Raw genomic sequence first — 11951 nt, forward strand, 5'->3', positions numbered from 1 at the left:
ATTGGGGGTGTCGGACGGCGTTGTCACGAGTCAGGCGACAGCGACGGGTTCCTCGACGCTGTCGGCTACCGAATCCCGCTGCGGCTCTTGCCATGTCATGCGCAGGCCGGTTGCTGGATCGAACAGGTGGAGGTGGGCGGGATCGACGCGCAGCCCGATGCTGTCGTCGGCATGCACGTCGGCGGGGCGCGGCGCGCGGACGCAGAGCGTGTGGTCGCCGGTGGTGCAGTGGATCAGTTCCTCGCTGCCCAGGTTTTCGACCATGGTGACCCGGCCGCGGATGTGTGCGGCGGTCGCGTCGATGCGCAGCTGCTCGGGCCGAATGCCTGCGATCACCTCGAGGTTCGCCCCGAAATCAGCAGCGGTGATAGCCAATTCGACGTCGATGCCATCGGCCACCAGGAACAGCCGGCCGTCTCGTTCGGTGACCACCCCGGGGAACAGATTCATCGGCGGTGCACCGAGAAACCCGGCGACGAAGGTGGACCGCGGCCGGTCGTACAGCTCGGTCGGCGTGCCGACCTGCTCCACCTGTCCCTCGTTGAGCAGCGCGATCCGGTCGGCCATGGTCATCGCCTCGACCTGATCGTGGGTGACATACAGGAACGTCGCCCCCAGCCTGCGGTGCAGTGCGATCAGCTCCGCGCGGGTCGCACTGCGCAGTTTGGCGTCCAGGTTGGACAGCGGCTCGTCCATCAGGAACGCGCCGGGATCACGAACCATGGCGCGGGCCAGGGCGACTCGCTGCCGCTGCCCACCCGAGAGTGCGGCGGGCTTGCGGCGCAGCAACTCGTCGAGCCCGAGCACGGCGGCCACCTCGGCCACCCGCTCGGCGATCTTCGAGCGCGGAGTGTGCCTGGCGCGCAGCGGAAAGCCGATGTTCTTGGCCACCGTCAGATGCGGGTAGAGCGCGTAACTCTGGAACACCATCGCCAGATCGCGTTGCTGCGGCGCGCGGTGCGTGATGTCGTTGTCGTCCAACAGGATCAGGCCGTCGGTGGGATCTTCCAGGCCCGCGATCATCCGCAGCAGCGTGGACTTGCCGCACCCGCTCGGCCCGAGCAGCACCAGAAACTCGCCGTCGGCGATGTCGAGGCTCACCTCGCGCACCGCGTAGGTCGCGCCGAATTGCTTCGACACCTTGTCAATTCGCAGTCTTGCCACCAGTTCTCCTCAGCCGGGCAGTTCGCCGGCGACAATCCAGGTCGCGACACGGGCCGCGATCGCCGGGGAATCCTTGACCCAGGTGAAGTGATCGCGGTGCGCGACCGGCGAGTCCTCGTCGATGTGCCACTGGGTGACCCGGGCCTTCGGCATCCGGGAGACCAGGAAGTCGACATTGGACTTCGGGCCGAGCACATCCTCGGACAGCGAGATGACCAGTACCGGCGCCGTCATGTCGCGCAGCAGCGAGTTGTACTTGCGCGCTGAACCTTTCGGCCGGTAGAAGCTGGTCAGCGAGTGCATCGCCCAGTCGCGCATCACGCCGCCCGGCATGGGCGCGGGGATCAGCACGCCGCCAGGCCAGTGGCCCTTCCAGCGCGACACCAGCCCGATCCACTGGATCTGACTCAGCGCCTCGAACCAGCGCCGCGGGCCGAACGCCCACCAGAACACCGTGCCGGTGCCGATGACGGTCACCCCGGCGACACTCTCGGGTTCGGCGGCGGCGAACAGCAAGGCCACCTGCCCGCCGAGGCTGTGGCCGAACAGGTGGATCGGCGCGTCCGGGAAACGCTGCCGCACCGCGCCCACGATCGCGGGCATGTCGATCTCCAGCATCTCCCGATAGCCGAAGTCGCGGTGCAGCCCGAGCTCGGGCTGAGCCTCGCCGTGCGCCCGCAAGTCGCAGGTGGTGACCGAAAGCCCCTGGGCATTGAGCTCTTTCGCCAGCAGCAGGTAGTTCTTCGCCTTCATCGCCATCGCGGGCAGGATCAGCACCACCGGCGCGTCGGCCTTCTTGGCAGGCAGGAAACGGACGGTGAAGGTGACACCGTCGGCGGTCGAGACCGTCGTCGATTCGAGCGCCGCGAACTCGGCGCCTTTCTTTGCCGCCGTAGTCATCGGCCGGACTCCGGGATCGTCACGTCGCAGACGTAGTCGAAGGTGAACTTGGCGACGACCACGTCGCTGTCGTCCACCAGCGCGGCCTTACCGGACAACTCGAAGCGATTCGACACGGTCGCGGCCAGCACCTCGGCGAGCTCGCGCTGGTCGACGGTGGCGATCGCGCGGATCCGGCCGATGGCGGGCTTGCGGTAGGACGCCGTGCCTGCTCGCAGCACCAGGCGCTCGATGGTGGACAGCCGGGGTGCGGCCGCGCCGACGAACGCCGCCGCGCCACCGATGTCGGCGGCGGTGAACAGGGCGCCCGCGTGCACGGTGCCCATGTGATTGCGGACGGAGTCGACGGCCGGGATCTCCACGACGGCCCGCTCCGGGCTGATCTCGGTGATCCGGGTGCCGACGTGGCGGCCGAACGGCACCATGTCCTGCGACACGGCCCGCAGGTATTCGTAGTCGACGGCGGCACCGTCGAGTTCGGGGTAGGCGGCGGCGAAACCGGCTAGCTCTCGTGTGGTCATGCGGTTCTCCCTTCAGCGATTACGCGGTGGCTTGCAGCGCTTGTGCGGTGTGTCATCAGCGATGACGCGGTGTCTTCAGCGATGGCGAAGTGCCGTCAGCGATTACGCAGCGCGCGGCGAGCGATGGACCAGCGCAGCACTTCCGACGGCCCCTCGTAGATACGGAAAGCCCGCGCCTCCACCAGGAATCGGGCGACCAGGTAGTCCTCGCAGACCCCGAGGCCGCCGTGCAGCTGGACGGCGCGGTCGAGCACCCGCCAGACCGCCTCGGAGACGAAGGTTTTCGCGATCGACGCGTCGTGGCGCGCCTGCGACGAGGTGGGACCCTGTGCGTCGATGGTCTCCGCGGCGGTGCGGATCACGCCGCGCGCGGCGGCGATGTCGATCTCATTGTCCGCGACCAAACCCTGAGCCAGGCCGTGCTCGGCGATCGGGATGCCGAAAGATGTTCGGGTACTGATGTGTTCGATGGCGAGCCGGTGCGCGCGCACCGCCAGTCCGAGCCAGTTCATGCAGAACACCAGCCGGGACGGGGCGAGCCGCACCTGGGCGAGCACCAGTCCCTGGCCGACCTCGCCGAGTACGGCGGAGTCCGGCACCAAGCAGTCGACGAAGGTGACCTCACAGTGTCCGCCCGGGGCGCTGGTGTGGTCGAGCGTCGGCATCCGGCGCCCGACCCGCAGACCCGGGTTGTCCTGGTCCACCAGGAACATCGTCGGCCCGTCGCCGGTGCGCGCGACGCAGATGGTGAACGCGGCTCCCTGCGCGCCCGTGGTGAAATGCTTGGCGCCATTGATGACCCAGCCGCCGTCGGTCTCCTCGGCGACCGTCTGCAACATGCCGGGGTCGGAGCCGGCGCCGGGGGCAGGTTCGGTCATCGCGATCGCCGAACGCACCTCACCGGACGCCAGCGGCGCGAGGTAGCGCTCCTGTTGCTCAGCGTTCGCTACGTGGGCGAGCAGATGGATGTTGCCGTCGTCGGGCGCCCAGGCGTTCACCGCGATCGGCCCGAGCAGGCTGGCCCCCGCCGCCTCCAGCACCTGGGCCTGGGCGCGGGTATCCAGGCCGAGCCCGCCGTACTTCGGGTCCGACAGCGGCCCGAACACCCCCGCCTCCTTGGCCTTCTTCTGCAGGTCGAGGCGCAGCGCGTCGTCCATCACCCGCCCGTCGACGATGACCTCGCGTTCCACCGGAACGACCTGGTCACGAATGAACCGGGTGGTCTTGTCCACCAATTGCCCCACAGTCGTCATGGCGCAAGTTTCAGGGCGCCACCCCGGCGGCGTCGGCGGCGATAGTCAACGTCGATTGTGCGAATCGACTGCTGATTCGCCCATCCCGTAGCCAGCCGATGTCCGAGACGGTGAGCGAGAGGACGACCGCAGGTGAGGGGACGAGATGACAGAGTTTCCGGTACGGGTGTCGGCGCGCCGTGACGAGGCCGAGGGAGTGTTCTCACTCGAATTGGCCGCACCCGACGGCGGAGAGTTGCCGAGCTGGACGCCCGGTGCGCATATCGATGTGGCAGTAGGCGCCGCGGGTGTCCGGCAATATTCGCTGTGTGGTGATCCGGCGGTGACCGATCGTTGGCGCATCGCTGTGTTGCACGAGCCGGCCGGTCGAGGCGGCTCGCAGCATCTGCACAGCACTGCGCTACCCGGTAGCATGCTGCGAGTTTCGCTGCCGCGCAACAATTTCGAGCTCGTTGCGCGCGAGAGCTATGTGTTTGTCGCGGGTGGCATCGGAATTACGCCCATCATGCCGATGCTGGCTGCCGCCGACGCCGCGGGCGCACACTGGTCGCTGTACTACGGCGGCCGATCCCGCGGGCACATGGCCTTCGCCGACGAGCTCGCGACCACATATCCGGCCGCGCGGCTGCTGCCACAGGATCAGCACGGTCTTTTACCCATCGCCGACATCCTCGCCGAGCACAGCGATGCCGTCGTCTATTGCTGTGGACCCGAACCCTTACTCGCGGCGGTGGAGGCGGAGGGGGCGCGGTGCGGGATACCGGTGCACCTGGAGCGGTTTGTGCCACGACCGATGGAATTCGCGCCGAACGGCTCGTTCGAGGTCCGATTGGCAAGCAGCGGTAGAACTTTCCGGGTCGGCGCGAATCAGTCCATCGCCGACGTACTGGAGCGGGCCGGCATCGGCCTCGTCACCTCCTGCCGCGAAGGTACGTGCGGTACCTGCGAAACAGCCGTTCTCGCCGGCGATATCGACCATCGTGATTCGCTACTCACCGCGGCGGAGCAGGATCGTGGCGACACGATGATGCTGTGCGTCTCCCGAGCGCGGTCGGACCTGCTCGTCCTCGACCTCTGACCTGCCGCCGCGGGGTTTCGCTGTGTTGCGGGTGTCGATCGGGCGGATTCGTGCTATCGAGGACGGATGAAGCCGACTCGGTCGTCGTATGACGTGGTGGTTGTGGGTGGTGGTCACAATGGGTTGGTGGCCGCCGCGTATTTGGGGCGGGCCGGACGGTCGGTGCTGGTGTTGGAGCGGCAGGCGCGTACGGGGGGTGCGGCGGTGTCGGCCTCGGTGTTCGACGGGGTGGGTGCGCGGTTGTCCCGGTATTCGTACCTGGTGAGTTTGTTGCCGCGGCAGATCATCGATGAGCTGGGGCTGGCGTTCGTGACGCGGCGGCGGCGGATCTCGTCGTACACGCCGGTGAAGGCGGGTGGGCTGCTGGTGGATACCGGGTCGGCGGAGCGTACGCGCGAGAGTTTTGTGCGGCTCACCGGTTCGGATCAGGATTTCGTTGCGTGGCAACGGTTTTACGCGAGGACGGGACGGCTGGCTGAGCGGGTGTTTCCCACGCTGACGCGTCCGTTGCCGTCACCCGCGGAGCTGCGCCGAGTGGTCGACGACGACTTCGCCTGGACCGCGTTGTTCGAACGGCCGCTGGGGGAGCTCATCGAGTCGGAGTTCGTCGACGACACGGTGCGCGGTGTCGTGCTCACCGACGCGTTGATCGGCACGTTCACTCAGGCGCACGATTCGACGCTGCGCCAGAATCGCTGCTTCCTGTATCACGTGATCGGTAATGGCACGGGGGACTGGGATGTGCCGGTGGGTGGCATGGGCGCGCTCACCGATGCGCTCGCGGACGCGGCCCGCGCTGCGGGCGCGGAAATTGTCACCGACTGCCCGGTCACCGGGATCGAAACCGACGGCCGCGCGGCGGAAGTGAGCTACCAGGACGGGGTGGTCGGCGCGGGCCACGTGCTGGTGAACGCCGCGCCGCACGAGCTCGCCCGGCTGCTGGGCGCACCGGCGGAACCGAAACCCGAAGGCGCGCAACTGAAAATAAACATGCTGCTCACCAGACTGCCCCGGCTGCGGGACAGTTCGGTGGATCCGAGGGAAGCGTTCGCCGGGACTTTCCACATCGGCGAGTCTTATTCGCAGCTGGACCGGGCCTACGGCGAGGCCGCGATCGGCCGGATCCCGTCGGCACCGCCGTCGGAGATCTACTGTCACACACTGACCGACCCGTCGATCCTGTCCCCGGAGCTGGCCGCACAGGGCGCCCACACCCTCACCCTGTTCGGATTGCACACACCAACAAAGCTTTTCGCCAAGGACCCAGCGGGTGTAAAGGCCGAACTCGTGAAAGCGACCATCGCCCAGCTGGATTCGGTGCTCGCCGAGCCGATCAGCGAGTGTCTGGCCGCGGACGAGCACGGTGCACCGTGTCTCGAGGCGAAGACCCCGCTCGACCTCGAACAGGAGGTCGGCCTCCCCGGCGGCCATATCTTCCACCGCGACTTGGCTTTCCCCTACTGCCCCGACGACGACGCGACCGATCCGGCCGTGCGCTGGGGCGTCTCGACCGGCCACCGCAATGTGTTCCTGTGCGGCGCGGGCGCGGTCCGAGGCGGCGGTGTCAGCGGCATCCCCGGTCACAATGCCGCCATGGCCGTCCTCGAGCCGCACCCGTAACGTCAGACCTTCGGGGCCAGCGCGATCTTCGCGCTGCGTCCCGGGCTCTCGGTGGCCACGGCCGCGTCGGCCGCCGAATCCAACGAGTAGGTAGCTTCGACATCGAGCCGAAGCACCCCCTGCGCCGCTGCGGACACGAGTTCGCCGATCAACCGCCTGCGGTCCTCGGCCGAGGTCTCCTCGATCCGCTTGGAACCCCAGAAACCCTTCACCACAATCTGCTTGAAGATGAGTTCGCCGGGACCGAGCGTCAACGGCTGACCGGACAGCGCACCGAACGAGATCAGCTGCCCCTTGGGTGCGAGCAAGGCCATCGCATCGCTGGCCGCCCGCCCACCGACCTGATCGACGGCACGTACGATCGGCGCGCCGGAGGTGGCGGCGACGGCCTCGTCCCGCCAGCCCTCGGCCTCCGTGTCGAACACCGGCTCGAAGCCCGCCGAGCGCAAGGCCTCGACCGATTTCGGCCCGCGCACCAGGTTGAGCACGTTGATACCGCGTTGCCGCGCAAGCACATTGACCAGCCGTCCGACCGCGCCGTTCGCCGCGTTGACGGCGATCCAGTCACCCGCAGCCACCTCGAGATCCTCCAGCAGCATCAGCGCGCTGAGCGGCATGGCGAGCAACTGGGCGGCGGTCTCGTCGGACACCGCACCCGGCACCGGCACCACCTGAGCGGCCTTGACGACGAAATAGTCGGCCCACACGTTCTGCGCGCCGGACACGGTAACCCGTTGCCCGACAGTCAATCCGGTCACCCCGGCGCCGAGCGCGTCGACCCGGCCGACCCCTTCGGTCCCCGGGATCGCGGGCAGCGGCGGCTTGTAGCCGTACACCCCGCGCACGATCGCCAGGTCGTGATTGTGGATCGGCGCGAGGACCAGCTCGAGCCGCACCTCACCCTCGCCCGGTTCGGGCAGCGGCCGTTCCGCCACGGTCAGTACGTCTTTGGGCTCGCCGAAACTCTCGATGACTACCGCACGCATGCTTTGCTCCTTCGTTCAGTCTTCGGCGACAACGACGTCGACGTCGATGTTGCCGCGGGTGGCGTTGGAGTACGGGCACACCTGGTGCGCCTTGTCGGCGAGGGCTTGGGCTTCCTCGCGGGACAGATGCGGCAGCGACACCTCGAGGGTGACCGCCAGGGCGAACCCGCCCGCGTCGTTCGGTCCGATGCCGACCTTCGCGCCGACGGCGGAGTCGTCGATGTTCGCCTTGGCCTGCTTGCCGACCAGCCGCAACGCCGAATGGAAGCAGGCCGCGTAACCCGCCGCGAACAGCTGCTCGGGATTGGTGCCCTGGCCGCTGCCGCCCATTTCCTTGGGCGCGGCCAGGTCGACGTCGACCTTGCCGTCGGTGGTGCGCGCGTGTCCGTTGCGGCCGTCGCCGGTCGCCAGGGCTTCCGCGGTGTAGAGGATCTGCATGTCTATTCTCCTTCGTTCGATGAAGCCGGCAGTTCGCTGGCTGCAGCCAGTGCGACGGTGAGCCTGCGCAGCGTTTCGCGCAGCGCCAGGAACTCGTCCATGGACAGGCCGCAGGCCGCGGCCATTTCGGCCGGTATATCGCGGGCCTGGGCCCGCAGCTCGCGCCCGCGTTCGGTGAGCTGGATATCGACGCGTCGTTCATCGGCGGCCGAGCGCCTGCGCTGCACCAGGCCCGCCGCCTCCAGCCGCTTGAGCAGCGGAGACAGCGTGCCGGAATCCAACGCGAGCGCCTGGCACACCTCGCCGACGCTACGCCCGTCCCGTTCCCACAGGGCGAGCATCACCAGGTACTGCGGGTAGGTCAGCCCGAGCCGTTCCAGCTTCGGCCGGTAGACCGCGGTCATCGCCCGGGATGCCGCGTACAGCGGGAAGCAGATCTGCTCATCGAGGGTCAGATGATCGGTCATGTCCAACAACGTAGTCCGCAATTATATTGTGCACAACCAATCTGGCGGTGTTCCCGGTCACTGCCTGCGATGTCGAAGGATGCTGTGTTCCCGGTCACCGCCTGGAACGACGAAAGATGTAGAGTGTCGGAGCCCACTGGGCTGGCGAGAAGCGCCCTCCGCGCGTTCGGCGGAACGCGCGACTCGTGTCCAATCTGACTCTTCGGTGTTTATGTCGTAATTCGCCGACGCGGGCCCTTGGACGCTTGTACAGTCAGCCGCAAGTACCACCTCTCGAGGAGCCGCATCATGGTCCGCGAAAGCGATCGGCTGATCCGCACCGATGTACCGCATTCCGCACGAATCTGGAATTACTGGCTCGGTGGTCAGGACTTTTACGAAGTCGATCGGATAGCCGGTGAGTCGGGGGAATCGGTGTATCCCGAAATCGGCACCATGGCGCGGCAATCGCGCCGGTACTTGATACGGGTGGTGCGTTACCTCGCCGCCGAGTGCGGCATCCGCCAGTTCCTCGACGTCGGCACCGGTCTGCCCACCATGCAGAACACGCACGAGGTCGCACAGGGTGTCGCGCCCGACTCCAAGATCGTCTACGTGGACAACGATCCGCTCGTCCTCGCCCATGCCCGCGCGTTGTTGATCAATACGACCGACGAAGGCGTGACCGCTCTGATAGAAGCGGATTTCCACAACACCGATCAGGTCGTCACCGAGGCGCGCAACATTCTGAACTTCAACAAACCGATTGCCGTGATGTTCATGGGCGTTCTCGGCCACGCACGCACCTGGGACGACGTTATCCGGATCACCGGCGCGCTGCAGGAAGCCATTCCGTCCGGAAGCTATTTCGCGATGTACGAGGGCACCAACGAAGATCCCCGGCTGGTTCGCCTTTCGGATTACTACTCCAAAACCGGCGCCGTTCCGTACTATGTGCGCAGCGTCGACCAGGTCCGCGAAGTCTTCAAGAATCTCGAACTCGTGCCGCCCGGCATCGTTGCGGTCAATCACTGGCACCCCGACAACCCAGAGGCCGCGAACGAACCGCCCTCGGCCGCATGGGGCGGCGTCGGCCGCAAAACCTAGGTGACCCGGCCGCCGATGCGATGCGTGAGGCTGTCCGCGGTGATCCGCACCCGCCCGGCCAGCGGCGCCCAGTCGGCCGGGCACGGCGTGGCCTCGCAGTGATGGCGCAGCGTGACGCTGATCGCCGCGATCGGGCGCTGGTTGTGGTCGAAGACGGGATAGGCCACCGAGGCGAAACCCGGTGTCACATGGCCGTCTTCGCACGCCCAGCCGCGCTTGCGCTCGGTGGCCAGGATGCTGCGCAGCGACGCCAGCGAATTGGGTCCGCGCTCGGTACGGCGGACGAACGACGACGCCGAGGGGAACAGCGCGCGGATCTGCGCGGCAGGCAGGTAGGCGAGGATCGCCCGGCCACAGGCCGTCAGATGCGCGGGCAGCCGCACCCCCACATTGGTGACCAGTGTTTCCGGCCGCGACGGGCGTTCCTTGATGAGATACAGCAATTCGTTGCCGTGCAGCACCCCGAGGTGCGCGTTGTGACCGACCTCCTCGACCAGTTCGCGCAGCAGCGGCCCGGCCAGCCGCTCCAGCGGATCGTGGCGCAGATACGCGGAGCCGAGTTCGAACGCGGCGATGCCGAGCCCGTAGCGGCGCTCGCTGGGCAGCCGGGTGACGAAACGGGCCGCCTCCAGCTCGCCGAGCAGGTGGTATGTGGTGGACCGGGGCAGCCCGAGTTCGCGCGCGATCGTCGAGGCGGAGATGGGTCCGGCCCGGCCCGCGAGTAGTTGCAACACCGCCAAGCCGCGGCGCAACGCCGGGACGTCGCTGCTCGTTCCCATGCCATCTCCTCGGCGAGTCTTGGATATCAGACAGATTCGGACCGACCCTCATTCTCCACTGCCCGCCGCGACGGTGGAATGGTGCCCATGCCCGAAACTGCACAGCTACCGACCGTCGCCCTCGATGGACCGTTGACCGGGGAGCAGGTCGTCGCTGTCGCGCGACTCGGCGCCAAGGTGCACCTGAGTGCGGCCACCGAGGACCGGCTGGCCGCGGCCCGGGCGCACGTCGACGCGCTCGCCGCGGGCACCGTGCCGACCTACGGCGTGTCTACCGGCTTCGGCGCGCTGGCGACCCGCCACATTCCCGAGGAGAGTCGCACCGCCCTGCAGCGTTCGCTGATCCGCTCGCACGCGGCCGGGGCGGGCCGGCCGGTCGAGCGCGAGGTGGTTCGCGCGCTGATGGTGCTCCGGTTGCGCACCCTGGCGACCGGCCACACCGGGATCCGCCCGGAGACAGCGGCCACCCTCGCCGCGCTGATCAATGCCGACATCACCCCGATCGTGCACGAGTACGGCTCGCTCGGCTGCTCCGGTGACCTCGCGCCGCTGGCCGCGGTGGCCCTCGCGCTGATGGGTGAGGGCGAGGTCATCGATGCTGCCGGGAACGTGACGGACGCGGCAACGGCCTTGCGCGCCAACGGCATCAAGCCGGTCGTACTGGCCGAGAAAGAAGGGCTGGCGCTCACCAACGGCACCGACGGCATGCTCGGCATGCTGACCCTCGCGCTCGCCGACCTGCACATGCTGCTCGACATCGCCGACCTCACCGCGGCCATGAGCGTGGAGGCGCTGCTCGGCACCGACCGGGTGTTCGCCGCCGACCTCCAGGCGCTGCGCCCGCACCCGGGCCAGGCCCGCTCGGCCGCGCGGATCGCCGCCGCCCTGGCCGGTTCGGAGATCGTGGCCAGTCACCGTGGGCCGGACTGCAATCGGGTGCAGGACGCCTACTCGCTGCGCTGCGCGCCGCAGGTGCACGGTGCGGCCCGCGACACCGTCACGCACGCCGAGCTGGTCGCCGGCCGCGAATTGGCCTCCGCCGTAGACAATCCCGTGGTGCTCGCGGACGGCCGGCTGGAATCCAACGGCAACTTCCACGGCGCCCCCGTCGCCTACGTGCTCGATTTCCTCGCCATCCCGGTGGCCGACGTCGCCAGCATGGCCGAGCGCCGGACCGACCGGATGCTCGATGTCGCACGCTCGCACGGCCTTCCGGCGTTCCTCGCCGCCGACCCCGGTGTCGACTCCGGGCACATGATCGCCCAGTACACCCAGGCCGCCGTGGTGAGTGAGCTCAAGCGCCTGGCGGTGCCCGCGTCGGTGGACTCGATCCCGAGCAGCGCGATGCAGGAGGATCACGTGTCGATGGGCTGGTCCGCCGCCCGCAAACTGCGCACCGCGGTGGACGGCCTGACCACCGTGCTGGCCGTCGAATACCTCACGGCCGCACGGGCACTGGACTTCCGTGCGCCGCTGCGCCCGGCGCCCGCCACCGCCGCGGCCCGCGCGCTGCTACGCACGAAGGTCGACGGCCCCGGCCCCGATCGCCATCTCGCTCCCGAGATCGCCGCGGCCGAGGCACTGATCCGCTCCGGCGAACTCACCCGCGCGGTCGCCCCCCACCTGGCGTCCTCGAACGGGTCCTGACTTTTCAGACAT

The 11951-nt window shown here is 68.2% G+C and carries 12 protein-coding genes; 4 read left to right on the forward strand and 8 right to left on the reverse strand.

Features of this window, described 5'->3' with window-relative positions; translation table 11 throughout:
• Positions 1 to 30: 30 nt before the first annotated feature.
• From DBO33_RS18365 to DBO33_RS18380, 4 genes are all read right to left on the reverse strand, one after another.
• Positions 31 to 1164, reverse strand: a complete 1134-nt coding sequence (locus DBO33_RS18365; protein ID WP_107656142.1) for an ABC transporter ATP-binding protein — start codon at positions 1162 to 1164, stop codon at positions 31 to 33.
• A gap of 9 nt (positions 1165 to 1173) precedes the next feature.
• Positions 1174 to 2064 (reverse strand): alpha/beta hydrolase family protein, encoded by an 891-nt coding sequence (locus DBO33_RS18370; protein WP_107656143.1) that lies wholly within the window; start codon positions 2062 to 2064, stop codon positions 1174 to 1176.
• Positions 2061 to 2585 carry a YiiD C-terminal domain-containing protein gene (locus tag DBO33_RS18375; protein WP_107656144.1) on the reverse strand — a complete coding sequence of 175 codons (525 nt, stop codon included), beginning with the start codon at positions 2583 to 2585 and terminating at the stop codon, positions 2061 to 2063. Before DBO33_RS18375 ends, DBO33_RS18370 begins: the two co-directional genes overlap by 4 nt.
• Before the next feature lie 95 nt (positions 2586 to 2680).
• The gene (locus DBO33_RS18380; RefSeq protein ID WP_107656145.1) at positions 2681 to 3838 is read right to left on the reverse strand and encodes an acyl-CoA dehydrogenase family protein; all 1158 of its coding nucleotides are present in this window, start codon (positions 3836 to 3838) and stop codon (positions 2681 to 2683) included.
• A gap of 145 nt (positions 3839 to 3983) precedes the next feature.
• On the opposite strand from DBO33_RS18380, the gene DBO33_RS18385 reads away from it, so the two are divergent.
• Both DBO33_RS18385 and DBO33_RS18390 read left to right on the forward strand, forming a co-directional pair.
• Positions 3984 to 4916 carry a PDR/VanB family oxidoreductase gene (locus DBO33_RS18385; protein ID WP_107656146.1) on the forward strand — a complete coding sequence of 311 codons (933 nt, stop codon included), beginning with the start codon at positions 3984 to 3986 and terminating at the stop codon, positions 4914 to 4916.
• Between the two features lie 66 nt (positions 4917 to 4982).
• Positions 4983 to 6536 carry a phytoene desaturase family protein gene (locus DBO33_RS18390; RefSeq protein ID WP_107656147.1) on the forward strand — a complete coding sequence of 518 codons (1554 nt, stop codon included), beginning with the start codon at positions 4983 to 4985 and terminating at the stop codon, positions 6534 to 6536.
• Between the two features lie 2 nt (positions 6537 to 6538).
• Here DBO33_RS18390 and DBO33_RS18395 read toward each other — a convergent pair whose 3' ends face one another.
• From DBO33_RS18395 to DBO33_RS18405, 3 genes are read right to left on the reverse strand one after another with little or no spacing between them, the layout of a single operon-like run.
• Positions 6539 to 7522 carry a zinc-binding dehydrogenase gene (locus tag DBO33_RS18395; RefSeq protein WP_107656148.1) on the reverse strand — a complete coding sequence of 328 codons (984 nt, stop codon included), beginning with the start codon at positions 7520 to 7522 and terminating at the stop codon, positions 6539 to 6541.
• Between the two features lie 15 nt (positions 7523 to 7537).
• Positions 7538 to 7960, reverse strand: a complete 423-nt coding sequence (locus tag DBO33_RS18400; protein WP_107656149.1) for an organic hydroperoxide resistance protein — start codon at positions 7958 to 7960, stop codon at positions 7538 to 7540.
• Positions 7961 to 7962: 2 nt separating this feature from the next.
• Positions 7963 to 8427 carry a MarR family winged helix-turn-helix transcriptional regulator gene (locus tag DBO33_RS18405; protein ID WP_107656150.1) on the reverse strand — a complete coding sequence of 155 codons (465 nt, stop codon included), beginning with the start codon at positions 8425 to 8427 and terminating at the stop codon, positions 7963 to 7965.
• Positions 8428 to 8715: 288 nt separating this feature from the next.
• Between DBO33_RS18405 and DBO33_RS18410 the strand changes: the two genes are divergently transcribed.
• Entirely contained in the window at positions 8716 to 9513 is a 798-nt protein-coding gene (locus DBO33_RS18410) for an SAM-dependent methyltransferase (protein WP_107656151.1), read from the forward strand.
• Here the strand turns inward: DBO33_RS18410 and DBO33_RS18415 are convergent.
• Positions 9510 to 10292 (reverse strand): IclR family transcriptional regulator, encoded by a 783-nt coding sequence (locus tag DBO33_RS18415; RefSeq protein WP_107656152.1) that lies wholly within the window; start codon positions 10290 to 10292, stop codon positions 9510 to 9512. The two genes, DBO33_RS18410 and DBO33_RS18415, sit on opposite strands and share 4 nt — an antisense overlap.
• An 87-nt stretch (positions 10293 to 10379) precedes the next feature.
• On the opposite strand from DBO33_RS18415, the gene hutH reads away from it, so the two are divergent.
• Positions 10380 to 11939 carry a histidine ammonia-lyase gene (gene hutH, locus DBO33_RS18420; RefSeq protein ID WP_107660374.1) on the forward strand — a complete coding sequence of 520 codons (1560 nt, stop codon included), beginning with the start codon at positions 10380 to 10382 and terminating at the stop codon, positions 11937 to 11939.
• The last annotated feature ends 12 nt before the right edge of the window (positions 11940 to 11951 follow it).

This window comes from Nocardia suismassiliense (genome assembly GCF_900269665.1).
Taxonomy (GTDB): domain Bacteria; phylum Actinomycetota; class Actinomycetes; order Mycobacteriales; family Mycobacteriaceae; genus Nocardia; species Nocardia suismassiliense.